Here is a 24037-nt window from a genome sequence, read left to right as displayed (position 1 = left end):
TGTTGTGCTTAGTCTTGTCCGCCCGCATCTACTGCGTTTTTCCACGAAGTGGATACCGTTTGCACGTTGCTGTATTGCAATCGCACCAAAAAAGGAAGGCCCGCGTCACCGCGGGCCTTTGCATGTGCGGACCGGGCGAAGCGTCAGTGCTTGATATCCGGCGGCAGCTTGCCGCCATTGGCCGCCAGCTTCGTCATGACTTGTTTGTGCAGCCAGATGTTCATACTGGCGGAATCGTTGCTGTCGCCAGTATAGCCGAGCTCCTTCGCGAGCTCCTTGCGCGCGGCGAAGCTGGAATCGATGTCGAGCGCCTTCATCAGGTCCACGATCGAGGTACGCCACTCCAGCTTCTCGCCCTTGGCCTTCACCGCCTGGTCGAGGATGGGCGCTACGTCGACAGTCGCGGCAGCCGGTGCAGTGGCCCCGCCAGACGATCCGGCCCCCGCGGCTGCGCCGCCGCCAGCCGGCGCGGCGTCTGCCTTGGTACCGAAGATCGCGCTCATGATTTTTCCGAAAATGCTCATCGTTAGCTCCCAATGACCTGAGGATGGGGTGAGTCTTTTGGCGGCACTGTTTGGCCGGCAGCACCACGCCGGGATCGCGTGCAAATCTAACCAGCCGAATGAAACTTGCCAATGAAACATTCACTGAAGCGTGAGTGCTATTGTCGCTGTTTGGGAGTACGCTTCAGGAGCAGTTCGCGACATGGCCACTTCCAAAACCCTGTTCTTCGCGTCTGGCCCGATCGTGATCTTTTTTGGAGACGGCACGTTTGCGCCTTCCCGCCGGCGCGAAATGCGGCTGCCGAAGGGAGACAGCGACCATGGCCACCTCATATCAAGGCAATGTCACATCACTGACGCAAAGCGGAAGAGACACCGCGGCTGCGCCAGTCATCCGAACCATCGGCGTCGCCGAGCTCGGCCGCGCGTTGCGACGCGGCTGGGAAGATTTCAAGGCCGTGCCAACCCACGCCATCATCCTGTGCGTCATCTATCCTGTGCTCGGGCTGGTGTTGGCCCGCGCCGTTCTCGGCTATTCCGTCATCCCGCTGTTGTTTCCGCTGGCCGCCGGCTTTGCGCTGATCGGTCCATTCGCAGCACTCGGCCTCTATGAAATGAGCCGCCGCCGCGAGCGCGGTGAACAGGCGACGGCCTGGGATGCGCTCGAGGTGCTGCGCTCGCCGTCATTTGGCGCGATGCTCGGCCTCGGCGTGCTGCTGCTGGCGCTGTTCGTGACGTGGGTGGCCACGGCGCAGGCGATCTATATCGCCGCGTTCGGCTATGCCGGCGCGACTGGTTTTTCCGATTTCGCCGAACGCGTGCTGACGACGCCGCAAGGCTGGTGGCTGATCGTGGTCGGCTGCGGCGTCGGCTTCCTGTTCGCCCTCGTCGCGCTCTGCATCGGCGTCGTGTCATTTCCGCTGATGCTCGATCGACATGCCGGCGCCGGCGATGCGATGGTGACCTCGCTGCGCGCGGTCGCACGCAATCCCGTGCCGATGGCGGCCTGGGGATTGATCGTCGCGGTGCTCCTGGTGGCAGGAACGTTGCCGTTCTTCCTCGGCCTTGCCGTCGTCATCCCCCTGCTCGGGCATGCCACGTGGCATCTCTATCGGGAGACGATTGAGCCGGAACTCAATCCGCAGCCACTGCCACCCCGCGCGCACCGCGAACGCAAGCCTGCCGCCGATTTTCCGGCCAATCTGTTCCCCTGGCGGCGCAAGGATAGCGCATAGGCTTGCGCGGAACCCGATCGATCACACCGCCGGCTGAACCGACCGGCGGTGTCGTCGTTCGTTCACTGCTCACTAACGATGAATTGAGCATCTTGAACGGAAAGGCATTGAAGGCAACGACATCAGCCTTGTTTTGGCCGATCTTGCTTCGAACATTTGACGTGACGTGGACACTAACCATCGATGATGCATCGATTGTGGAGCGAACGGCACGATGATCTCTCGCCTTTCTCTGCGCGCTCTGACCCTGGGCGCCCTGTTGCTGACTTCTGCGGCGCCCGCGCCCGCGGCGCCTTGCGGCACGGGCTCGTTCGAAACGTGGCTGGAAGATTTCAAGAAGGAAGCTGCCGCCAAGGGGATCTCGACGTCCGCCATACAGGCTGGCCTGACCGGCATTACGCTCGACAAGAGCGTGCTGGCCCGCGACCATTCGCAGAAGGTGTTCAGCCAGACATTTGAGGAATTCTCCGGCCGCATGGTTCCGCCCCGGCTGACCCGTGGCTCCAACATGCTCAAGCAATACGGCTCGGTGCTCGGGCGCATCGAACAGGCTTATGGCGTGCCCGGCGAAGTGCTGGTCGCGATCTGGGGCCTGGAAACCGATTTCGGCGTCAACATCGGAAAATTCCCGACGCTGCGCTCGCTGGCGACACTGGCCTATGATTGCCGCCGCGCCGACCTGTTCAAGGCCGAACTGATGGACGCGCTGCGCATCGTCGAGCGCGGCGATATCGCGCCCCAGGATTTGCGCGGCGCCTGGGCCGGCGAAATCGGCCAGACCCAGTTCATGCCGTCATCCTACATCAAGTTCGCGGTCGATTTCGACAACAACGGCCGCCGCGATCTGCTGCGCAGCCCCCAGGACGTGCTGGCCTCGACCGCAAACTTCCTCGCCAGCCACGGCTGGCAACGCGGCAAGGACTGGGAGCCCGGCAGCGTCAATTTCGCCGCGATCAAGGAGTGGAACAAGAGCGAGGTCTACGCCAAGACCATCGCCTATTTCGCGACGCAGCTTTCGCGGGCGCCTTAAGTGAACTCAAAGGGCAAGAACTCAAAGGGCCAGCCGTAGCGACCGGCCCTTTGTCACCCGATCTATTTCACCATACCAGCCTGCATCGCCTTGCTCAGATGCGCCGCGCAAACACCCGCTTTGCCATTGAGCAGCGCATCCTGGGCAGCCGCAATTTCCTTCTGCGCGGCGATCTTCCCCTCGCCGTCCGCCATGTTCTCGATCATTGTTTCAGTCTTGCTCAGATTGTCGCCGCTGCAGCCCGCCTTGACTCGCGCAGCGTCGGCTGGAGAGACGGCATATGCCAGGGCTGCTATAGCGGTGGCTGCGAGAAATTTGTTGAGCATGCTAACTCCCTTTTTGTTTTTGGACAGACGGCGCCATTGCCGCCTGCAAAAGCGATTGTTCGCTGAAGCGGGAGAACTTCAGAATGAACTTCGCGCGAGATCGTGCGCGCAGCGCGCAGAGGCCTCATGCGGAATCCTGCTTTTTCATTACGGTCCGGTAACGAAGGCGGGCGCGGCCTCACGGCAATCATCTTTGGTCGTGCTGCAAATCATTCCACGGCAACAACAGTCGACATCGCAGGCGCGGCTTCGTTTCAACACGAACGACAACAGGACAAGCAATTGAGCCGGGCCTTCCTCGGCCGACAGGCCGAATGCCAAGCCGCCGGCGCACATGATCAACCTCGCGCGGCTCGTGTTGACCACAGGCCCGTCACGCCGTGCGAGCACCTCAACTTCGCTGGTTTATAATATGAATATATATTCATATTATGTTGACAACGATGCATGCGATTTGCGCATAAGAAAATTTCAAAAAGTCTAGGTTTTTGTACATTGCCTCCGCCTCACCCGCCGCGGGCGTGTGTTCGGTCTTCCCGATCGCCATTAGGTCAGATGACCCGAGTTATCCGGCGATTACGATAAATCCGCAGATTTACGGCATTACTTGCACAATCGGGGCACGCGACCGAATGCGCAGGAGGACCTGTCCGGTAGCCATGCCGAAACGTTAAGCGGCCCTTACCGTTGTTATGCGTTTCAGGATTAGCTGCATCGCAACATCGGAACTTCTGCACTGCGGAATCTAGTTTATATTCATTTCAACGATGAGGCTTTCCTCCAAGGGCTGAATCGTAACTGCAAGGAGACTACGATGTTACTCTCGCTCATCCGCATGATCCAGGCGTTCCGGGATTATCAGCGCAATGTCAGCGAACTGTCCCAGCTCAGCGATCGCGAACTGGCCGATATCGGCCTCGATCGTTCGGACATTCCGCGCGTTGCCGCCGGGAACTATACCGGCTGATCTTCGTTCAGCCGCCTGACGAACGGATAACGCCCGCCCCGCTGCGGGCGTTGTCGTTTCTGGCCTTTGACGCGTTTTCTTCACGCGAACCGGCATCCACCCACGGATCAAGTCCGACGACATGCTTCGCTCGAAAACGCTATGGCAGGTGCGCTCCGCTTGAAAACGCGCTAACCCTGCGCGCATGATTTCCTCCACTCCCCAAACTGACACCGTCCATGTGGTTGGCGGCGGCCTTGCCGGCTCGGAAGCCGCCTGGCAGGTCGCCAATGCAGGCGTTCGCGTCGTCCTGCACGAGATGCGCCCGTTGCGGATGACCGAGGCGCACCGCACCGAAGGCCTGGCCGAGCTCGTCTGCTCCAACTCGTTCCGCTCGGATGATGCCGCCAACAACGCCGTGGGCCTGCTACACGCCGAGATGCGCCGGTTGGGCTCGCTGATCATGCGCAGCGCCGACGCCAACCAGGTGCCCGCCGGCGGGGCGCTGGCGGTTGACCGCGATGGATTCTCTGCGGCCGTCACCCGGGCCCTGCACGACCATCCGCTGATCGAGATCGATCGGAACGAGATCGCCGGCCTGCCGCCGGCCGAATGGGGCAACGTGATCGTCGCAACCGGCCCCCTCACCTCGGCGCCGCTGGCGGATGCCATCCGCGAACTTACCGATGAGAACGCGCTGGCGTTCTTCGATGCGATCGCGCCGATCGTGCACAAGGATTCCATCGACATGTCGGTGGCGTGGTTTCAGTCGCGCTACGACAAGGTCGGGCCGGGCGGCACCGGCGCGGACTACATCAACTGCCCGATGACGAAAGAGCAGTACGACGCCTTCGTCGCGGCGCTATTGGCCGGCGACAAGGTGGATTTCAAGGACTGGGAAACCAACACGCCCTATTTCGACGGCTGCCTGCCGGTCGAAGTGATGGCCGAACGCGGCCGTGAGACACTGCGGCACGGACCGATGAAGCCGGTCGGGCTGACCAATCCGCACAACCCGGCCGTCAAGCCCTACGCCATCGTGCAGCTGCGCCAGGACAACAAGCTCGGCACGCTCTACAACATGGTTGGCTTCCAGACCAAATTGAACTACGGCGCGCAACAGCGCGTGTTCCGCACCATCCCGAGTCTTGAGAACGCCGAATTCGCCCGGCTCGGCGGTCTGCACCGCAACACCTTCCTGGACTCGCCAAAACTCCTCGATGCGCAGTTGCGCTTGCGCGCGCAGCCGCGGCTGCGCTTTGCCGGCCAGATGACCGGCTGCGAGGGCTATGTGGAATCCGCCAGCATCGGCCTGATCGCAGGCCTCTATGCCGCGGCAAACGCGCGGGCGCAGTCGCTCGAACCGCCGCCTGCGACTACGGCATTGGGCTCGCTGCTCGGCCATATCACCGGCGGGCATATCGAGACCATCGAGGCAGGGACACGCTCATTCCAACCGATGAATATCAATTTCGGTCTATTCCCTCCGCTAGCCAGCGCGCCCACCAAAAAGGCGGACGGCACACGGCTGCGCGGCAATGAGAAGACGGTTGCCAAGAAGCAGGCGCTCAGCGCCCGGGCGCTCGCCGATCTCGATCGCTGGATCGCCGAGCACCTGCGCATAGCGGCGGCGGCTTAGCACCATGAGCTTGCCCAAGGACGACACCGCGACCCTGTCGGCGCGATGGACCGAAGGCGTGCTGCTGAAGCGCGACGTGTTCTCGACCGTCGAACGCGGCCGCTTTCGCGATGATACCGGCGAAGTCGACGCGGTGCTGCGCCGGCTCGATCAGGTGCCGCTGTGGTCCTATCCGCTCGCCCGCCATCTGTTCGCCCGCGAGCGCCGCGCGCTGGCGCTGGCGCGCGACCTCGACGTCGGCCCGAAACTGCTCTGGGCCGGCCGGAGTGCGTTGGTGCGCGGCTTCATCGACGGCGTCGCGCTGCATCTGGCAAAACCCCATGGCGACCTCGCCTATTTCCGCTCCGCCAAACTGGCCCTGCGCAAGCTGCACCAGGCCGGTATCTGCCATAACGACCTCGCCAAGGAGCAGAACTGGCTCCGTGGCAGCAACGGCCACGCCTATGTTACCGATTTTCAGCTTGCCGCTTGCTTCAACTCCCGCAGCCGGCTGTTCCGGATCGCGGCCTACGAGGATTTGCGGCATCTGCTGAAGCACAAGCGCAGCTATGCGCCACAGGCGCTGACGCCGATGGAGCGCAAGATCCTGGCGCGCAAATCCTTTGTCGCGAGCCTCTGGCTCAAGACTGGCAAGAAGGTCTATCAGGCGATCACCCGCGGCTTGTTCAACTTCACCGATCGCGAAGGCGGCGGCCGCCGGCTGGTGAACGACGCGCCTGTCCTGATCGATTTGATCAGGAAGAACCCTGATGTGCGCGACACTGCCATTGTCGCGTTCGCCGACCGCCGCACCGGCGTCGGGCTGTACGCCTTTGTCGAGGCCGACAAGGTCGCGTTGGAAAAGCAGTTGCGCAGCGAGCTCGCTGCCGCCAAGGGCGTCAAGCCGCCGGAGCATATCCAGGTGGTGCACGCCCTGCCGCGCGATGCCGCCGGCAAGCCGCGCACGGAAATATTGCAGCTCGTCGCGATGAACCAACTCGACCTGATCGAGCCGCTGATCACGAGCGACGTCGACCGCGCGTTCCTGAAGGACATTCTGGAGTCGCGGAAGAATTTGCGGGACCGGTTCAATTTCGAGTCCGCGGATATGGATCGGCCTTCGCAGTGATTTCGTGTCCCGGGCGCGATGCAGCGCTCTTTGGGTTGCATCGCAGAACCGGGACCAACGTCGCACGGCAACGATGGACGCGGGATCAGCAGCGCACCACGTCGCAATTGCGACGCGCTGCGCAGCATCCGGGGAACGCCGGGAGCTACCCGCCAAACTCGCGCGACCGCGACGCGCGCCACAGCGTCCACAGGGTCCGCAGCCGCGACCGCACCTGCGGTACGAACGGATCGAAATCAGCACGTGACATGCGCTTCAGGTCGCGGCGGACCAGCGCCAGCGGAAGGAACACCGGCCGCGCTTGCGGCGGCACGTGTGGGAGCAACTCGAAGGCGGTGCGGAGATGCTTTCGGGCATCCGCCACCAACTGGTCGATCGCGGCACGTGCGCCCGGCGTCTGCTTGCCCGCGAACACTTCTTCCATCCCGCTGCCGTGTTGCTGCAGCAATTGCAGCGGCAGGAATAGCTGACGTCGCGCGGCATCAAGCGGCAGTGCTGCAATCACCTGCACGATGCCCTGGGCCAGCCCGGCATGGCGCGCCAGATGGTCGGTCGCCGCCGACGGCTGTGCCGCGATTCGCGCGCCGAGCGAGAACAGCGCCGAGGCGGTGTCGGTGACATACCCCTCCAGCGCCGCCACGGACGGCATCGGATCGTTATAGAGGTCGAACTGATGCTCCTCGATCAACCGCGACAGCGGCTCGATCGGCAGGTGGAATTCGCCGATCGTCTGCAACAGTTCGGCTGCGACCGGGTTGCCTTCGACGCCGCCATGGCCGGCGCCTTCCAGCATGTCGGTCCACCATTGCAGCCGAATTTCGCCCGGCAGAGGCTGGCTGACCTGCTCGCGCACGCGCGAGATCTCGACGTTGAACGCGTAGACCGACAGCAGCGCGCGGCGCTGGGCTACCGGCAGGAATAGGGTCGATGCGTAGCGTATGAAATCGTGCGTGCGCACCAGATCGGCGCAGAACGCGGCGGACTCCTTCGACGTTGCCGTCTCGCTCATGGCACCGCGATCAGCGCCGCCGCAACGCGCCGGCGCTCGCCCAGCATGATGTTGTAGGTGCGGATCGCGGGGCCCGTCTGCATCGCATCGAGCACCACGTGCACGGCGCGCAGCGCCTCGCGGAGGCCCCGCGGCGGCACCCAGACTTCAGTGCCGGTGCCGACGATCAGCGTATCGATCGAATTGGCGGACTTGAATACGCGCGCGAGCGAATACTCGTCGATGTCCGCCGCTTTCGTTACCTGCCAGGCCCAGATCGCATCCGGCAGGCACAGCAGCGAGCCGCGATGCGACATGTCGGCGAAGGCGAAGCCGCCCTTGCCGTAGGCTTCGATCGGCGCCGACCTCGGAAGATGCGGAGCGTCCGAGGAAGTAGCCATGACTTACTTCTTCGCAGGCCTATCCGGCGCGTCGCGGTGCTCACCGACGCCGAGATAGATCAGGATCGGCGCGGCGATGAAGATCGAGGTGTAGGTGCCGACCAGCACCACGCCGAACATCATGACCGCCGTGAAGCTGTGGATCGCGTGGCCGCCGAACAGCAACAGCGCGAGCAATGCCAGCGTCACCGTGACGTGGGTGATGATCGAACGCGACAATGTCGAATTGATGGATTCGTTGAGAAGCTGCGGCATCGGCATTTTCTTGTAGCGCCGCAGCATTTCCCGGATGCGGTCGTAGATCACGACCGTGTCGTTCAGGGAGTAACCGAGAATGGTCAAGAGCGCCGCGATGCTGGTGAGGTCGAAATCGACCTGCGAGATCGACATGAAGCCGATCGTCAGCACAATGTCATGGACGTTGGCGATCATGGCGCCCAGTGCGAACTGCCACTCGAACCGGAACCAGAGGTAGATCAGGATCGCGAGGATCGCGAGCATCAGGCCGACCATGCCGTAGGCCAGCAATTCACCGGAAACCCGCGGCCCCACCACCTCGACGCGACGATATTCGACGCTGTCTCCGAGCGCGCCGCGGACCTTCTGCACCGCCGCCTGCTGCGCGGCGTCGCCGCCCGGCTGCTCGGCCACCCGGATCAGCACGTCCGAGGGACCGCCGAACTGCTGCAACTGGATGTCGCCGAGCCCGAGCGTGCTCAGTGTTGCGCGCATCGCGCCGATGTCGGCGGGGCCGGACTTGTTCTGCACCTCCAGCAGCGTACCGCCTCTGAAGTCGATGCCGAAATTCAGCCCATGAGTGAAGAACAGCACGATCGCTAGAATCGAAAGCGCGGCCGAGATCGGAAAGCTGATGCGGCGAAAACGCGTAAAATCGAAATGCGTATCGTCGGGAACGATGCGCAACGGCGGCAACAGATCGAGCACCGCGACCACCGTCAGCACGACGATCAGAATGCCCAGACCGATGAGAACGTAGTTAGTCACAGCTATTCCTTAAATCGGCACGGTCTTCGGTCGCTTCCACCGCACCCAACCGGCAACGATCAGGCTGGTGAGCGTAAACGCGGTAAAGACCGTGGTGATGATACCAATGCCGAGCGTGACGGCAAAGCCGCGGACCGGGCCGGTGCCGATATAGAACAGCACCGCGGCAGCGATGAAGGTGGTGATGTTGGAGTCGAGAATGGTCGACAGCGCGCGCCTGAAGCCGGCGTCGATCGCCGAGATCGCATTGCGCCCGCCGCGCAATTCTTCGCGGATGCGCTCATAGATCAGCACGTTGGAGTCGACGGCAATACCGACCGTGAGCACGATGCCGGCGATGCCGGGCAGCGTCAACGTCGCATTCAACAACGACAACAGACCGAAGATCATCGCAACGTTGATGGCGACCGCGATGTTGGCAAATACCCCGAACAGGCGGTAGGTGACCAGCATGAACACGATGACCATGATCGAACCGACATAGGCCGCCAATTCGCCCTTTTCGATCGAGTCCTGGCCAAGGCCCGGACCGACGGTGCGTTCCTCGATCACGGTCAGCGGCGCCGGCAGCGCGCCGGCGCGCAGCAGGATGGCCAGATCGTTGGCGGCCTGCACGGTGAAGCTGCCGGAAATCTGGCCGGAGCCGCCGGTGATCGGCTCGCGGATCACAGGCGCGGAAATCACCTCATTATCGAGCACGATCGCAAACGGCTGTCCGACATTCTCGGTGGTCGCCTGGGCGAATTTTCGCGCGCCTGAGGTGTTGAAGCGGAAGCTGACGATCGGCTCGTTGGTGCGCTGGTCAAACCCGGGCTGCGCATCGGTGAGGTCACCGCCAGACACCAGGACCTGCCTCTTGATGACGTAGGGCACCTTTGGCGACGACGCGCTCATCAGCACTTCTGAGTCCGCAGGCACTCGGCCCTGCTGGGCCTGTTCTGGCGACACGGTCGAGTCGACCATGCGGAATTCCATCTTGGCGGTCTTGCCGAGCAGATCCTTCAACCGGGTCGGGTCCTGCAAGCCCGGCACTTGCACCAGAATTCGGTCGGTGCCCTGCCGCTGGATCACCGGCTCAACGGTGCCGAGCTGATTGACGCGACGCTCGACGATCTGGATCGATTGTTCGATCGTTTGCCGGATACGATCGGTAATGGCGGCTTGCGGCACTGCGAGGCGGATCAGCCCGCCGCCGGCGTCCGAAACCTCGAGGCTGCGCTGGCCGGAGGAGCCGAGCAGACCGCCGAGCGGCTGCGATAGTTCACGCAGCTTTGGAAGCGCCGCCTGCAGGTCGCTGTCCTTGACGCGAACCTCGACCGCGTCGGCGCGCGCGGAAAGTCCGGTGTAGCCGATCTTGGCGTCGCGCAGCACGCGGCGGACTTCATCGCGCACCTGATCGAGCTTTTCCTTCTTCACGTAGTTGGAATCGACTTCGAGCAGCAGATAGGACCCCCCCTGCAAATCGAGGCCGAGCACGATGTGCCGCTGCGCCCAAAGCGGCCAGGTCTTCACTCTCTCCTGGGAAAAGAAGTTCGGAACCGCGCACAGGCAGACGATCAGCGCGGTCAGAATGATCGCCAGCGCCTTCCACCGCGTGAAATACAACATCGAGTTGACCCGTCAGATCCAGGAAAATACGCCGCCCAAGGCGGCGCGGAAAACTCAGCTCGCGGACGTCTCGTCCTTGGCCTCACTCTTTTCCTTGGCCGGCTCGCCCTTGGCGCGGACGCCCGAAATCATCTGCCGCATCTGCCGCACTCGGACGCCGTCCGAAATCTCGAACTCGATCTGGTCGTCGTCCACCACCTTGGTCACCTTGCCGACCAGGCCGCCCGAGGTCACCACGGTGTCGCCACGGCGGATGTTTTTGACGAGCTCCTGATGATCCTTCACCTTCTTCTGCTGCGGACGCAGAATCAGGAAGTACATGATCACGAAGATCAGCGCGAACGGCAGCAACGACATCAACATGCTGTTGGCATCGCCGCCGGCCGCAGCCTGGGCGTACGCAGGGGTAATCAGCATTCGAACAATCCTCGTGAGACGGAAAAGAACCGGCCATGCCTGAGCTTAGCGCCTTGGGCAAATCGCCGGTCCCGGGCAAATTCGCGCGGACTATAGCGGCGGCGGGCCCAATTGCAACGTGGCCGGCCCTCTCATTTAGGCCGCTTGCGGGAGCTTCCAAGGCCCGTTAAGGCTGCGCCGTCAGGAACTCCAAAAATGCCGAAAAAAGCCAAGAAAACAGCGACTCAAACAGCGACCCGCGCCACCCTCAAGGCCACCTCGCGCGGCCAAGCGAAAACCGCGACAAAAGGTCCGGCAAATACGCTCAACGGCGCCACCGCCGAGCGGATCGCCACCGCGCTGGAAGCCATCGCCGGCCACCTTTCCGCGGCCGCTCCGGCGGCGGGAAGCGCCTACTCGTTCGGCTCCGCCGACGCCTTTGTCTGGCATCCGGACGGACGCCTGTCGCCGGTGCCGCGCGTCAGCCGCGTCGACCTTGGGCTGCTCAAGGGCATCGACCGGATGCGGGACATCCTGATCGAGAACACCGAGCGCTTCGCCGACGGCCTGCCCGCCAACAACGCGCTGCTGTGGGGCGCGCGCGGCATGGGCAAGTCCTCGCTGGTGAAGGCGACGCATGCCAATATCAACATCGATCGCAAGCCTTCCGACCGGCTCAAGCTGATCGAGATTCACCGCGAGGACATCGAGAGCCTGCCGGGCCTGATGGATCTGCTGCGCAGCTCCGATTTCCGCTTCATCGTGTTCTGCGACGACCTCTCCTTCGACGGCAACGACGCCTCCTACAAATCGCTGAAGGCGGTGCTGGAAGGCGGCATCGAGGGACGTCCCGACAATGTCATCCTCTACGCCACCTCGAACCGGCGGCACCTGCTCGCCCGCGAGATGATCGAGAACGAGCGTTCGACCGCGATCAACCCGGGCGAAGCGGTCGAGGAGAAGGTGTCGCTGTCGGACCGTTTTGGTCTATGGCTCGGCTTTCACCGCTGCAGCCAGGACGAGTACCTCGCCATGGTACGCGGCTATTGCGGCCATTTCGGCATCAAGATCGCCGACGACGAACTGGAGCGCGAGGCGCTGGAATGGTCGACCACGCGCGGTTCGCGGTCGGGCCGCGTCGCCTGGCAGTTCACACAGGAACTGGCGGGACGGCTGGGCGTGAGGCTTTCGGGGAAGTGAGACGCGCCTGATTGGCACTGCAGCCGTAGCGAACTTGGTCGTCATACGCGAGCTTGACCCGCGTATCCATCAATCTTCGAGAAAGCGCTTTCTTCCGGGATGGATTGCCGGGTCAAGCCCGGCAATGACGAGGCGACTCACGCCCCGTTCAGGAATTGAAGCGGGTCAACCGGCGACGATCCCTTGCGGATCTCGAAGTGGAGCTGCGGCGACCCCACCTCGCCCGATTGACCCGACTTGGCAATGATCTGGCCGCGCTTGATCGTATCCCCGCGCTTCACCATCAGTTCACTCGCATGGGCATATGCGGTGACGTAACCGTTGGAGTGCCGCACCAGAACCAGATTGCCGTAACCCTTGAGCTCGTTGCCGGAATAGGCGACCACGCCGTCTTCCGCCGCCTTCACCGGCGTGCCTTCCGGCACAGCCAGGTTGATGCCGTCATTCGATTTGCCGTTGGTCTTGGCGCCGTAGCTCGTGATCACCTTGCCGCGCACCGGCCAGCGGAAGGTCGGCAGCGCGCCGGTGGCTTCACTGGGCTTGATGGAAGCTTGCTCGACGACGGGCTTTTCTTCCGTGACATTCGTGGTGGCGGAGGCCAGCCGCGCGCTCTGCGGCGGACCGCCGGCTGCGGCCACCTTGGTGGCCGGCGCAGCGACCGGGGCGACCGGCTGAGCGGGGGCGGCTGCGGCGACGGGCTGCGCCACTGGCGCAGCAGCCGCGGACTTCGAACCGGGCACGGTCAGCTTCATGCCAAGGCTGAGCTTGGCGGACTGATCGAGATTGTTGGCCTTGGCGAGTTCGGCGACCGGGACGCTGTTCCGGCGCGCGATGCTCATCAGCGTGTCGCCGCGATTGACGATATGGACGCTCGACGGGGTGGTGGCCGCAGCGGCAACCGGCTTGCCGGCCGGGGCCGCGAGCGCCGGTGCAGCAGCCGTCGCCGTCTGCCGCGGAATGATCAGTTGCTGGCCGGGCGAGAGCACGCGCGGGCCCTTGTAGCCATTGGCCTGCAGGATCGCGGCGGCTGAAACGTTGTAGCGCTTCGCCAGAATGTCGAGCGTGTCGCTGGTGCCGACGATGATGGTGGTGCCGTTCGGCGCAGCCGGGCGCGCAGCCGCAACCGAGCGCGGCGGTACCGTGGCGGTGGTCTCGATGGGTGGATGGGACGGCGGCGCATATGACGAAACCCCGCGCCCTCCTCCCGATACCCCGCCCGAGCTGGCCGGATAAGCTTGCGGAGCGTTGACGGCAGGCGGCGGCAGGGCCTGGGACTGGAATTGCGGAGCCGAATTCTGCGGCCGGGCGTATTGCGGCAGCTCGCGGCGTTCGGCGGCCGGCGTGCGCACCGAACCGGTCGCTTCGGGCTGCGAGGCAAAGGGATTGGAGAACGAGCTATCGGAAAAGCGCGTCTGCATATCGGCGCTGCAGCCGGCAAAGCCGACCGACATCAGCGCCAGCACCGCGACTTGCGGCACCCGACGCGAGCGAAGCAACTCGGCGACACGGGACATGGTTACTCACTCGTACGCAACAAAATACTGTTTTGAGTAAACACGTACCGAGTAAATAACCGCTTAACCCTTGGAATAAGATGTTGGCGGGAACCGCCAATCCGGGATTCTACAGTTCGCGGGCAATTCCCGGCAGGGCCGGGACGAAGCGGACATCGACCAATTCCTTGCGCTCGAAACCGCTCTCGGTCCTGGTGACCCGCACCAGCGTCTGGGTGCCATGATGCGGGCCGACCGGTACGATCAGGATCCCGCCGGGCTCGAGCCGCTGCTGCAGGCTATCCGGGATTTGCTCCATCGCGGCAGTGACGATGATGCGATCGAAATCGCCGGCGCCGGGCGGAATGTCGAAGCCGTCGCCGAGCATCACCTCGATATTGAAATAGCCGAGCGCCTCGAGCCGATCGCGGGCCGCGTCCGCCAGCGTCCGGTAGCGCTCGATGGTCAGGACATGCGCGCATAGCCGCGACAGCACCGCGGCCTGATAGCCGGAGCCGGTACCGATCTCGAGCACCTTGTGGTCCTTCCGCAGTTGCAACTGCTCGGTCATGTAGGCCACCACGAAGGGCTGGCTGATGGTCTGCCCGCAGGCGATGCCGAGCGCGCTGTCGCGGTAGGCGTGACCGCGGTCGCCGGCCGCCACGAAAACCTCCCGTGGCACTGCTTCCATGGCGCGCAGCACCGCCAGGTCGCTGATCCCCCGCCGCCGCAGGGTGAGCTGAAACATCATCTTCTCGGGCGGTTCTTGCGACATTGCGGTCTCGCGGCGGGCTCAGGCCCCGCCGAGATGTAATAGCGTCCGCGCACTTAAGGAAGAATTTCCTCAAGATTTCGGTTCCGGCTACCGGAACCGTCCTCGCGCCCCCGGCGTTAGGGCACGGCAAATCCGTCGCCGAAGTCCAAGCGTGCCGGTTCATGTCGACGTTGCGCCAAGGGGTGTTTTTTGCGAACCTCAAAGCCTTGGAAGGGCAAGGATTCCCCTCATGATAGCGACACGGCCGGCGGGCTGTTCTGTATTCCTCGTCGAAGACGAGGTTATGATCCGGATGATGGTCGCTGACATGCTGGAAGAGCTGGGCCACAGCGTAGCTGCCGAGGCCGGCGAAATCGGCGAAGCGGTCAAGCTGGTGCAATCGACCGAATTCGACCTCGCCATTCTCGACGTTAACGTCAACGGCAAGGTGATTACGCCGGTGGCCGAGCTGATCACAGCGCGCAACCGCCCGTTCATCTTTGCGACCGGCTACGGCTCCTCCGGCCTGCCCCAGGAATATCGCGACCGCCCCGCACTGCAGAAGCCGTTCCAACTGGAAACGCTGGCGCAGGTTATCGCCGCTACGTTGAAGAGCGCGCCGGTATAGGCGGCGCGTTGCGACGCGTAGCGCTTCAGCTTACTTCAACGTCGTCGTCAGCTCTTCCGAGAACGCTTCGTCAGTCCGATCAAGCCGCAGCGGGGTGACCGAGACGTAGCGTGCGGCAAGTGCGGCAAGATCGGTGCCTTCCGCCGGCGTATCCATCATCGCGGCGCGCTCGAAGCCGATCCAGAAATAGGGATTGCCGCGGCCGTCGTGGCGCTTGTCGACCTTGAGGAAGCCGAGGTTGCGCTTGCCCTGCCGCGTCACGCTGATACCCTTGACCTGATCTGGCGTGCAGGCTGGAAAATTGACGTTGATCACCGTGTTCTTCGGTACGCCCGCATCGATCACCTTGCGCAGGATATCCGGACCGAATTTCAGCGCAGTGTCCCACAGCGGCGCGTGACGGGTCTCGATGGAGAATTCCTGGCTCAGCGCGAATGACGGGATGCCCAGGATCGTGCCTTCGAGGGCGCCGGCGATGGTGCCGGAATAGACCACGTCCTCGGCGACGTTGCGGCCCTTGTTGACGCCGGACAGCACGAGATCAGGCATCTTCTCGCCGAGGATGTGGCGCGAGCCCATGATCACGCAATCAGTCGGCGTGCCCCGCACCGCGAAATGGCGCGGACCGACTTCGCGCAGCCGCAGGGGATCGTTCAGCGACAACGAATGCGAGACGCCGGACTGATCGAGCTCCGGCGCCACGATCCAGACGTCGTCGGACAGCGCGCGGGCGATCTCCTCGACGATCTTCAGACCCGGCGCGTGGATGCCGTCGTCGTTGGTGCAGAGAATTCGCATCCGTCAAAATGCCTCTTGGTTCGAAATGGGGCGCCTTTCGCCTTTGAGCGTCGTCTTATCCGGCTATCGCCGCCGAGGCAAACCAGCCCATTTTCTCATGTTTTCCGCTTCATCCAGACACGCCAGGGGCGCGCGAACCTGGCCTGGCCGTCGATTTTCATCTGAAGGTTTGACGATTGCTTAGGCGGCGCGCTGGTCTCGATCGCTTGAACCGGCGGCGCAACGACCGGCGCCGATCCAGCCCGCGGCTGCGAATATCGCGTTCGTGCAACCGCCAGTCCCTTGTCGAAATCCGCGGCGTTGAGCCACTCCGTGGCATGCATGCGCTCGATCAGATCATCGTCCCACAAGCGCGCCACTTCGATATCGAAGGCGCCCATCATCCGCTGATCAATCAACTGCATCCCGTGGCCGGTAACAGCCCATTGCCGCCCGATCCAAAAGATGTCGCGATGCAATGCCATGTCGCTGCTTTGCTATTTGTCGTGCTCGATCACCTTGAGGCCACCCATATAAGGCTGCAACACATCGGGCACCGCAATCGAACCGCCCTGCTGCTGATAGGTTTCCATGACCGCGATCAGCGCGCGGCCGACCGCCGTGCCGGAGCCGTTCAGCGTGTGCACGAAACGCGGCTTGCCGTCGGGTCCACGCGAACGCGCATCCATCCGTCGCGCCTGGAAGTCGCCGCACACCGAGCAACTCGAGATTTCGCGATAGGCGCCGCCTTCGCCCTGCCCTGGCATCCAGACCTCGATGTCGTAGGTTTTCTGCGCGGAAAAGCCCATGTCGCCGGAGCACAGCGTCATCACGCGGTAATGCAGGTCGAGCCGGCGCAAGACTTCCTCGGCGCAAGACAGCATACGCTCATGCTCGTCGCGGCTGGTTTCGGGCACAGAGATCGAAACCAGTTCGACCTTTGTAAATTGATGCTGCCGGATCATGCCGCGGGTATCGCGGCCCGCGGCGCCAGCTTCCGCGCGAAAGCACGGCGTCAGCGCGGTCAGCCGCATCGGCAGTTCTTTTTCGTCGACGATGGATTCGCGGACGAGGTTGGTCAGCGAGACTTCGGCGGTGGGAATGAGGCCGAGACGCTCGGTCTTCAATCGTTCATCGGGCGCCGCAAGCAATTCACCCTTGATGGCCCAGAACTGGTCGTCCTCGAATTTCGGCAATTGGCCCGTGCCGAACATCACGTCGTTGCGCACCAATAGCGGTGGATTGACCTCGATATAGCCGTGCTCGTTCGTATGGAGATCGAGCATGAACTGACCGATCGCGCGCTCGAGCCGCGCCAATCCCTTTTTCAGCACCACGAAGCGCGCGCCGGACAATTTCGCGGCGGCCTCGAAATCCATGTAGCCGAGCGCGCCGCCGAGATCGTCATGCGGCTTCGGCGTGAAGGCGTAGTTGCGGATATTGCCGTAGACGTGGCGCTGCACATTGCCGTGCTCGTCTGCGCCATCGGGCACGTCGTCGAGCGGCAGGTTCGGGATCGCGGCAAGTTCTTTCGCCAGTTCCTCGTCCGCAGTCTTCGCGGCAAGCTCGAGCTCGGGCATCGTGGTCTTGAGTTCGGCGACTTCGGCCATCAGCTTGCTGGCGCGTGCCTCATCCTTGACCTTCTTGGCCTCGCCGATTTCCTTCGAAGCCGCATTGCGCCGGGCCTGCGCCTGCTCCGACGCCAGGATCGCCGCGCGGCGTTTTTCATCGATCGCGAGCAGCGCAGCCGACAACGGCGCCAGCCCGCGGCGCTTCAGTCCGGCGTCGAACGCCTGGGGGTCGTCGCGGATCGATTTGATGTCGTGCATTACTCATTCCCCGTCATGGCCGGGCTTGTCCCGGCCATCCACGTCTTTGCTGCGTTAGACCAAGTCGTGGATGCCCGGGTCAAGCCCGGGCATGACGAATCATGGGCAGCACATCGCGATGATAGGGAAAACGCGGTCGGAGTGCCCTATTCCGCCGGATTGGCTTCCGGAGGCGGGCTGGCGGGCGGAGGCGTGGTCGAGGCCTGCGCGGCGGCGGCCTTCTTTTCCACCATGCGGACGGCGACGATCGCGCCCTCGTAGAGCGCCAGCAGCGGTATCGCGAGCGAGGCCTGGCTGATGACATCGGGCGGGGTCAGAACGGCGGCGATCACGAAGGCGATGACGATGAAATAGCGCCGCTTCTCGCGCAGCATCTGCGAGGTAACGATGCCGATCCGCCCCAGCAGCGTCAGGATGACAGGTAGCTGGAACGCGATGCCGAAGGCGAAGATCAGCGACATCATCAACGACAGATATTCGCCGACCTTCGGCAACAACTGGATCTGCGCACTCTCCTCGCCGCCCATTTGCTGCATGCCGAGCGAGAACCGCACCAGCATCGGCAGCACCACGAAATAGACTAGCAGTGAACCCAGCACGAAGAAGAACGGCGTTGCGATCAGATACGGCAGGAACGCGCCGCGCTCATGCTTGTAGAGCCCGGGCGCCACGAATTTGTAGATCTGCGTCGCCACGATCGGGAACGAGATGAAGCCGGCGCCGAACAGCGCAAGTTTCAATTGCGTCAGGAAATATTCCAGCAGCGCGGTGTAGATGAATTTGGAGTTCTCGGCGCCCGCCACCCAGACGAACGGCCAGACCAGCACGTTGTAGATCTGCTTGGCGAAGAAGAAGCAGAAGATGAAGGCAATGCCGAAGCCCAATAGCGCCTTGATCAGCCGCGAGCGCAGCTCGATCAAGTGATCCATCAATGGCGCCTTGCTGGCCTCGATGTCCTCGATGGTCATGACGCTTTGGCGTCCTTGAGAATGTCAGGCGACGCGGGCGCGATATCCTGCGGAGCCGCCTGGACATCACGCGTGATCGCCAGCGGCTCGGACGCCGCATGCGCCTCGGCTTCGACGAAGGTTTCCGGCGTAGGCGCGGCCGGCGTCGTCGGCGTAACGGGTTCGCCGATCGCGGACGCTACCTGCGCATCGTTGGGTGCGGTGACAGGCTTGTCGATGTCGCCGATCTGCAGGGCGTCGCCGACGTCCTTCTGCAGCGAGGTCATGAGGTTGCCGGGAGACAGCGCTGTCGCGGTGTCCTTGACCTCGTCAAAGCTCTTCTTGAGATCGGCCATTTCGGCCTCGCGCATGGCCTCCTGGAACTGGCCCTGGAATTCGGACGCCATCTTGCGCGCCTTGCCCATCCATTGCCCGACCATGCGCAGCACGCCCGGCAGCTCTTTCGGGCCGATGGCAATCAGCGCGACAACCGCGATGACGACCAGTTCACTCCACCCGATGTCGAACATGAATTCTTCCGCTCGCGCGAGACGTCCGCGCCCAAACCCATCATTAGCAAGATTTGGGGCCGTCCGCGCCTTTTCTCAAACCGGCGTCACCGATGTCCGGTTCAGACAGCCTTGCTGCCGACATCCGTCCGTGCCGCCGTCGGCGCCGGCGCATTGTGATCAATGGTCTTCACCGGCTCGGCGGGCTTTTCGGCCGCAGTCTTGTCGTCGTCCTGCATGCCTTTCTTGAAGGCCTTGATACCCTGCGCGACATCGCCCATCAGGTCCGAAATCTTGCCGCGGCCGAACAGCAGCAGGACCACTGCGATCACGACGATCCAGTGCCAAATGCTAAGCGAACCCATCCTGCAACCCTCCAAAAGAGACGGCCGGCTTCCGGCCAAGCTTTGGCGGAAGGTAGGCCCGAGAGGTGTCAAAAACAAGGACCCCTGCCGCGGCAAATCGCTGTCGCGGCTACGTATTATGGCTATCATTAACCGCCTGAGTGGTCGCTCGGCGGAGCCTTCGGAACTAGCTTCCGCTGCCTTCTTCAGGCTCGGCAGCCGGCGCCAGCAGGAGTTCCAGATTGTCTCCGGCATCCAGCGGATCCTCATCCTCACGCAGCGCCACATCGTCGGACGGCGTCGGAACGCTGAAGCCGGAAGGCAGCCGCGAATCCAGCAGTCCCGTACCCTTCAGCTCTTCCAGACCCGGCAGGTCGCCGAGCGCCTCCAGGCTGAACTGCGACAGGAACGCTTCCGTCGTGCCGAAAGTCAGCGGACGGCCCGGTGTCTTGCGGCGGCCACGGGGGCGGATCCAGCCAGTTTCCAGCAGCACATCCAGCGTTCCCTTGGACGTGATCACGCCGCGGATCTCCTCGATCTCGGCGCGCGTCACCGGCTGGTGATAGGCGATGATCGCGAGCACCTCGATCGCCGCCCGCGACAGCCGCCGCGTCTCCGTGCTTTCGCGCGTCATCAGCCACGACAGATCGCCGGCGGTGCGAAAAGTCCATTTGTTGGCGACCCGCACCAGATTGACGCCGCGCGGGGCATACTCCGCCTGCAACTGTGCCAGCGCCGCCTTGACGTCGACGCCATCGGGCATGCGCTTGGCAAGCGTCGCCTGATCGATCGGCTCGGCGGAGGCAAACAGCAGCGCTTCGAGAAGCCGCAATTCCTCCGGCCGCGCCGCAACCTCGGTATTCGGGTCGACGGAATGATCCTCGGCATCTTCCATGCGTTTTTCCGCCAGGCTTGCCATGGCTAGGTCTCCTTCCACTTACTCGACCGTCATATCCGGCGCGGGCATCGCTGCCTGCGGCGGACGCTTACGAAAATACAGCGGCGCGAACGCCTCTTTCTGGTTCAATTCCATCTCGCCTTCGCGCACCAGTTCGAGCGCTGCGGCGAAGCTCGAGGCGAACACCGTCGCCCGCTGCGAGGGATCGACCACGTAGCTGAGCAGGTAATCGTCGAGGCAGCTCCAGTCCTCGGCATCGGCCATGCCGACCAGCCGCTCCAGCGAGGCGCGCGCTTCGGCGAGCGACCACACCGTGCGCTTGGCCAGATGCACCGTCGCCAGCACACGCTGCTGGCGCTGCGCCGCATAGGCCGTGAGCAGATCGAACAGGGTCGCCGTGAATTTCGGATGACGGATTTCGGCGATCGATTCCGGATTGCCGCGCGGAAAGATATCGCGCTGGAACTGCGGCCGGTTCATCAGCCGGTTGGCGGCTTCGCGGATAGCTTCAAGCCGGCGCAGCCGGTTGGCGAGCGCGGTGGCCATTTCCTCGGCGCTCGGGCCGTCCGGCGTGGCCGGTTCGGGCAGCAGCAGCCGCGATTTCAGGAACGCGAGCCAGGCGGCCATCACGAGGTAATCGGCCGCGAGTTCGAGGCGGATTTTTCGCGCGGCCTCGATGAAGGTCAGATACTGGTCGGCCAGCGCCAGGATCGAAATCTTGGCGAGATCGACCTTCTGCTGTCGTGCCAGCGTCAGCAGCAGATCGAGCGGGCCCTCATAGCCCTCGACGTCGACGACCAGCGCGGGCTCGCCGTCTGTGATTTCGGCGGGCCGTCCGGTTTCAAACGATAGAATCTCAGCCGTCATGCCGCTCCTACCCGATCCATCAACGCTTCAAGTTCAGCCCGCGCCGCCTGCCGGTCGAAGGGCTCAGGCGCTCTTCGCGAGGCCAGCGCCCGCTTGGCCCGATCCAGGGCCTCACCCGCCAGTTCCGGCGTCTCGCGCGCGACGTCGCGCATCTCGTCGAGCTTGCCGTTGCAATGCAAGACCATGTCGCAGCCGGCGTTGACGATGGCGCGGGTCCGTTCGGCGATCGATCCCGCCAACGCATTCATGGACACGTCATCACTCATCAACAAGCCTTGGAACCCAATTCCGCCGCGAATCACCTGCCGGATGATTGTCGCAGAAGTCGTCGCCGGTTGGGCGGGGTCTAATGCGCTAAACACAACATGTGCGGTCATGGCCATCGGCAGGTCCGCCAGCGGTTGGAAGGCCGCGAAATCGGTCCGTTCCAGCTCTTCCCGCGACGTATCAACGGTCGGGAGCCGGAAATGGCTATCCGCGGTGGCCCGGCCGTGGCCGGGAATGTGCTTCAGCACGGGCAGCACGCCGCCCTGCGCCAGCCCATCGGTGACGGCGCGGGCGATCGCCGCGACCTTGCCCGGCTCGGTTCCATAGGCCCGGTTGCCGATTACGGCATCGGCGCCGGCCACCGGCACGTCCGCCAGCGGCAGGCAGTCGACGGTGATGCCGAGGTCGATCAGGTCGGCCGCAATCAGCCGCGAGCTGAGCCGCGCAGCCGTGAGCCCCCGCGCCCTGTCGAGGTCAAAGAGCGCACCGAAGGTGGCACCGGGCGGATAGGCCGGCCAGTGCGGCGGCCCCAGCCGGGCCACCCGCCCGCCTTCCTGGTCGATCAGGACCGGTGCATCCGCTTCGCCCACACAATCCCGCAATTCTCCAACGAGATCAGATACTTGATCCGGCGTCTCGATATTGCGTTTGAACAGGATGAAGCCCCATGGGCGCATTCCATGGATGAATTCGCGCTCCGAAGCGCTCAACTCCAGTCCCGATACGCCCGTGATGAATGCGCGGCTGCTCATGGGGCCGATTAGGCCCCTCAGAGCCCCGCGGTCAAGGAAACCGCAGATAATTCTACGGGATAAAGCACTGTCCCCCGGCGCCCTTCAGCTCGGTGCAGAACTGGACCGCCTCCTGTCGCGTCCGGTACGGCCCGACCATCGCGCGATACTTGACCTTCCCATCAGCCAGATCCACCCGCTTGATCACCGGCGAACGGGAACCGAGCACGGACGCATACTTGCCTTGCGCCACGCGGAACGACTCCCTGGCCGCGGACTCGCTGTCCTGCGACGTTACCGATACCAGAAAAGTGCCTCCGCCCTCGGATGCCGGCGCGGTTTGCGTCGGGTTCGTCGCAGCCACGCGGGTCTGCGGCTCCGGTTCGGATGCTTGCGGCGCGAGCGACATCGGCGAATTGGCGCTGGCGTTGGCGGATGCAGGGTTACGCGCCGGCGGCGCTCCGGGAGCCGGAGCCGGGGCAGCAACGCTTCGCGTCGGCGGCTTCGGCGGCGGCGCGCTGGCACCTGCGGGGATGCCGCCGTTATCCGCGGCGTCGCCCTTGACCGCGTACGTCTTGATCCTGCGCGGCTCATTGTTCGGCATCGTGCCGTTCGCGCCCGTTGCCGGCATCGGCGCCGACGGGGATACACTGGCCGGCGGCGGCGGATTGCCGTTCTGGTTCAGTGGCGGAAACACCACGCGCGGCCCGCCTGACCTCGAATTGACGTCGACCGGCGTCTCTTCGCGCGACACCAGCTTCTCGCCGCCATCGCCCGACAGCATGCGATCGGGGGTCTTGGCGGCGCTCGCATCGGATGGCGCCGGCACCACCTTGGTCGGGCTGTTGTCGGCCTTGATGATCGGCGGCTCGCCTGAGCGGGGCGAACCGACAAAGGTGCGATAGGCAAACGCAGCGCCCGTGCCCACCACGGCCAGCGCCAGCACCGCGGCGACCGTCATCAGGCCGCTCGAGCGTTTCTTCGGCGCAGGCTCTTCCTCATATTCTTCCTGGTAGGCGTAGGGATCGTCCGGATAGGCCGGATCGCGCTGATAGTCGTGCTCGCCGGTCTCGAGCCGTCCATACAGCGCATCGTCGTAGCGCGACGGATCCTGCTGCGGCTCGTCGGCATACTGCTGAGGCTGCTCGTAATAGTCGTCCTGCGCGGGTGGCGCTTGATGCGCAGGCGCCTGTGGCTGCTGCGCCGCGTAGCGATGCACGGGATGCACCGGCGCCGGCTGGTACTCCGGCTCGTCATCGTATTCCTGCGGCAAAGGCGGCGGAGCCGGCGGCAGCGGCGTTTCGTGGCGCGCGCGCTGCATCCATGCCGGCGGGCTCGGAGCAGCCTCGGGCTCTTCTTCCGGCCGATCATACTGCGGCGGGTCATACCGCTGCGGGCGCACATTGGCCCGCGACTGCAGCGGGTGCGGCGCAGGCTTCGCCGCGGCCCCGTACGGGTCGGTCTGCCCGATCAGCCTTGCGAGCTCGGCAAGCGGATCACTCTCGCCGCGAGCTTCGTCGGCGGAGGGAAAAGGTCGGTCCTGATATCGATTAGCCATCGTGATGATGCATCCCCTACGGGACAGCGCCAACCCGCCATGTCAAACAA

At 63.7% G+C, this 24037-nt stretch carries 26 protein-coding genes; 7 read left to right on the top strand and 19 right to left on the bottom strand.

Annotation, left to right across the window (positions count from 1 at the left end):
- Positions 1–143: 143 nt before the first annotated feature.
- A complete protein-coding gene (locus tag V1288_RS26990; RefSeq protein ID WP_334359920.1) occupies positions 144–524 on the bottom strand; it encodes a DUF3597 domain-containing protein in 381 nt (126 codons plus the stop codon).
- A gap of 299 nt (positions 525–823) precedes the next feature.
- Between V1288_RS26990 and V1288_RS26985 the strand changes: the two genes are divergently transcribed.
- Entirely contained in the window at positions 824–1738 is a 915-nt protein-coding gene (locus tag V1288_RS26985; protein ID WP_334359919.1) for a DUF2189 domain-containing protein, read from the top strand.
- 214 nt (positions 1739–1952) lie between these two features.
- Entirely contained in the window at positions 1953–2768 is an 816-nt protein-coding gene (locus tag V1288_RS26980) for a lytic murein transglycosylase (protein WP_334359918.1), read from the top strand.
- A 62-nt stretch (positions 2769–2830) separates the two neighbouring features.
- On the opposite strand, the gene V1288_RS26975 is transcribed toward V1288_RS26980, so the two are convergent.
- On the bottom strand, positions 2831–3094 hold the full coding sequence (locus V1288_RS26975; RefSeq protein ID WP_334359917.1) for a hypothetical protein: 264 nt from the start codon (positions 3092–3094) through the stop codon (positions 2831–2833).
- 814 nt (positions 3095–3908) lie between these two features.
- On the opposite strand from V1288_RS26975, the gene V1288_RS26970 reads away from it, so the two are divergent.
- The 3 genes from V1288_RS26970 (at position 3909) to V1288_RS26960 (ending at position 6787) form a co-directional block, all read left to right on the top strand.
- Positions 3909–4061, top strand: coding sequence for a DUF1127 domain-containing protein (locus tag V1288_RS26970; protein ID WP_334359916.1), 153 nt, complete (start codon positions 3909–3911; stop codon positions 4059–4061).
- A gap of 184 nt (positions 4062–4245) precedes the next feature.
- Complete coding sequence (trmFO, locus tag V1288_RS26965; protein WP_334359915.1) at positions 4246–5679, top strand: methylenetetrahydrofolate--tRNA-(uracil(54)-C(5))-methyltransferase (FADH(2)-oxidizing) TrmFO; 1434 nt, start codon at positions 4246–4248, stop codon at positions 5677–5679.
- Positions 5680–5683: 4 nt separating this feature from the next.
- Positions 5684–6787: a serine/threonine protein kinase gene (locus tag V1288_RS26960; RefSeq protein WP_334359914.1), complete on the top strand. Its 1104-nt coding sequence runs from the start codon at positions 5684–5686 to the stop codon at positions 6785–6787.
- Positions 6788–6932: 145 nt separating this feature from the next.
- Here the strand turns inward: V1288_RS26960 and V1288_RS26955 are convergent, their stop codons facing one another.
- Genes V1288_RS26955 through yajC form a run of 5 tightly spaced genes read right to left on the bottom strand, consistent with a single transcriptional unit; the run spans position 6933 to position 11206 of the window.
- Entirely contained in the window at positions 6933–7796 is an 864-nt protein-coding gene (locus V1288_RS26955) for a phytoene/squalene synthase family protein (protein WP_334359913.1), read from the bottom strand.
- A complete protein-coding gene (locus tag V1288_RS26950; protein WP_334359912.1) occupies positions 7793–8176 on the bottom strand; it encodes an Mth938-like domain-containing protein in 384 nt (127 codons plus the stop codon). Before V1288_RS26950 ends, V1288_RS26955 begins: the two co-directional genes overlap by 4 nt.
- Positions 8177–8179: 3 nt before the next feature.
- Positions 8180–9181: a protein translocase subunit SecF gene (gene secF / locus V1288_RS26945; RefSeq protein ID WP_334359911.1), complete on the bottom strand. Its 1002-nt coding sequence runs from the start codon at positions 9179–9181 to the stop codon at positions 8180–8182.
- 9 nt (positions 9182–9190) lie between these two features.
- Complete coding sequence (secD, locus tag V1288_RS26940) at positions 9191–10789, bottom strand: protein translocase subunit SecD (protein WP_334359910.1); 1599 nt, start codon at positions 10787–10789, stop codon at positions 9191–9193.
- A 54-nt stretch (positions 10790–10843) separates the two neighbouring features.
- Complete coding sequence (gene yajC / locus V1288_RS26935; RefSeq protein ID WP_057855867.1) at positions 10844–11206, bottom strand: preprotein translocase subunit YajC; 363 nt, start codon at positions 11204–11206, stop codon at positions 10844–10846.
- 195 nt (positions 11207–11401) lie between these two features.
- Between yajC and V1288_RS26930 the strand changes: the two genes are divergently transcribed.
- Positions 11402–12385: an ATP-binding protein gene (locus V1288_RS26930; RefSeq protein WP_334359909.1), complete on the top strand. Its 984-nt coding sequence runs from the start codon at positions 11402–11404 to the stop codon at positions 12383–12385.
- A gap of 137 nt (positions 12386–12522) precedes the next feature.
- On the opposite strand, the gene V1288_RS26925 is transcribed toward V1288_RS26930, so the two are convergent.
- Entirely contained in the window at positions 12523–13899 is a 1377-nt protein-coding gene (locus V1288_RS26925) for a peptidoglycan DD-metalloendopeptidase family protein (protein ID WP_334359908.1), read from the bottom strand.
- A 109-nt stretch (positions 13900–14008) separates the two neighbouring features.
- A complete protein-coding gene (locus V1288_RS26920) occupies positions 14009–14653 on the bottom strand; it encodes a protein-L-isoaspartate(D-aspartate) O-methyltransferase (protein ID WP_442893990.1) in 645 nt (214 codons plus the stop codon).
- Positions 14654–14882: 229 nt separating this feature from the next.
- On the opposite strand from V1288_RS26920, the gene V1288_RS26915 reads away from it, so the two are divergent.
- A complete protein-coding gene (locus tag V1288_RS26915; RefSeq protein ID WP_334359907.1) occupies positions 14883–15260 on the top strand; it encodes a response regulator in 378 nt (125 codons plus the stop codon).
- A gap of 30 nt (positions 15261–15290) precedes the next feature.
- Here V1288_RS26915 and surE read toward each other — a convergent pair whose 3' ends face one another.
- The 10 genes from surE to V1288_RS26865 all read right to left on the bottom strand — a co-directional run bounded on the left by surE (position 15291) and on the right by V1288_RS26865 (position 23987).
- A complete protein-coding gene (gene surE / locus V1288_RS26910; RefSeq protein ID WP_334359906.1) occupies positions 15291–16058 on the bottom strand; it encodes a 5'/3'-nucleotidase SurE in 768 nt (255 codons plus the stop codon).
- A 95-nt stretch (positions 16059–16153) separates the two neighbouring features.
- Entirely contained in the window at positions 16154–16522 is a 369-nt protein-coding gene (locus tag V1288_RS26905; protein ID WP_334359905.1) for a hypothetical protein, read from the bottom strand.
- Between the two features lie 12 nt (positions 16523–16534).
- Positions 16535–17866, bottom strand: coding sequence for a serine--tRNA ligase (gene serS, locus V1288_RS26900; RefSeq protein WP_334359904.1), 1332 nt, complete (start codon positions 17864–17866; stop codon positions 16535–16537).
- A gap of 146 nt (positions 17867–18012) precedes the next feature.
- Positions 18013–18834: a twin-arginine translocase subunit TatC gene (gene tatC / locus V1288_RS26895; protein WP_334359903.1), complete on the bottom strand. Its 822-nt coding sequence runs from the start codon at positions 18832–18834 to the stop codon at positions 18013–18015.
- Positions 18831–19343 (bottom strand): Sec-independent protein translocase protein TatB, encoded by a 513-nt coding sequence (tatB, locus tag V1288_RS26890; RefSeq protein ID WP_334359902.1) that lies wholly within the window; start codon positions 19341–19343, stop codon positions 18831–18833. Before tatB ends, tatC begins: the two co-directional genes overlap by 4 nt.
- A 101-nt stretch (positions 19344–19444) precedes the next feature.
- On the bottom strand, positions 19445–19687 hold the full coding sequence (locus V1288_RS26885; protein ID WP_334359901.1) for a twin-arginine translocase TatA/TatE family subunit: 243 nt from the start codon (positions 19685–19687) through the stop codon (positions 19445–19447).
- Positions 19688–19853: 166 nt separating this feature from the next.
- Positions 19854–20585 carry an SMC-Scp complex subunit ScpB gene (scpB, locus tag V1288_RS26880; RefSeq protein ID WP_334359900.1) on the bottom strand — a complete coding sequence of 244 codons (732 nt, stop codon included), beginning with the start codon at positions 20583–20585 and terminating at the stop codon, positions 19854–19856.
- Positions 20586–20603: 18 nt separating this feature from the next.
- Positions 20604–21431 (bottom strand): segregation and condensation protein A, encoded by an 828-nt coding sequence (locus V1288_RS26875; protein ID WP_334359899.1) that lies wholly within the window; start codon positions 21429–21431, stop codon positions 20604–20606.
- Positions 21428–22450 carry a beta-N-acetylhexosaminidase gene (gene nagZ, locus V1288_RS26870; RefSeq protein ID WP_334359898.1) on the bottom strand — a complete coding sequence of 341 codons (1023 nt, stop codon included), beginning with the start codon at positions 22448–22450 and terminating at the stop codon, positions 21428–21430. Before nagZ ends, V1288_RS26875 begins: the two co-directional genes overlap by 4 nt.
- A gap of 52 nt (positions 22451–22502) precedes the next feature.
- On the bottom strand, positions 22503–23987 hold the full coding sequence (locus V1288_RS26865) for an SPOR domain-containing protein (RefSeq protein WP_334359897.1): 1485 nt from the start codon (positions 23985–23987) through the stop codon (positions 22503–22505).
- Between the last annotated feature and the right edge of the window lie 50 nt (positions 23988–24037).

The organism is Bradyrhizobium sp. AZCC 2176 (genome assembly GCF_036924645.1).
GTDB lineage: Bacteria > Pseudomonadota > Alphaproteobacteria > Rhizobiales > Xanthobacteraceae > Bradyrhizobium.
The sequence above is the reverse complement of the archived record's forward strand: the minus strand, read 5'-3'. Positions and strand labels throughout refer to the sequence as shown.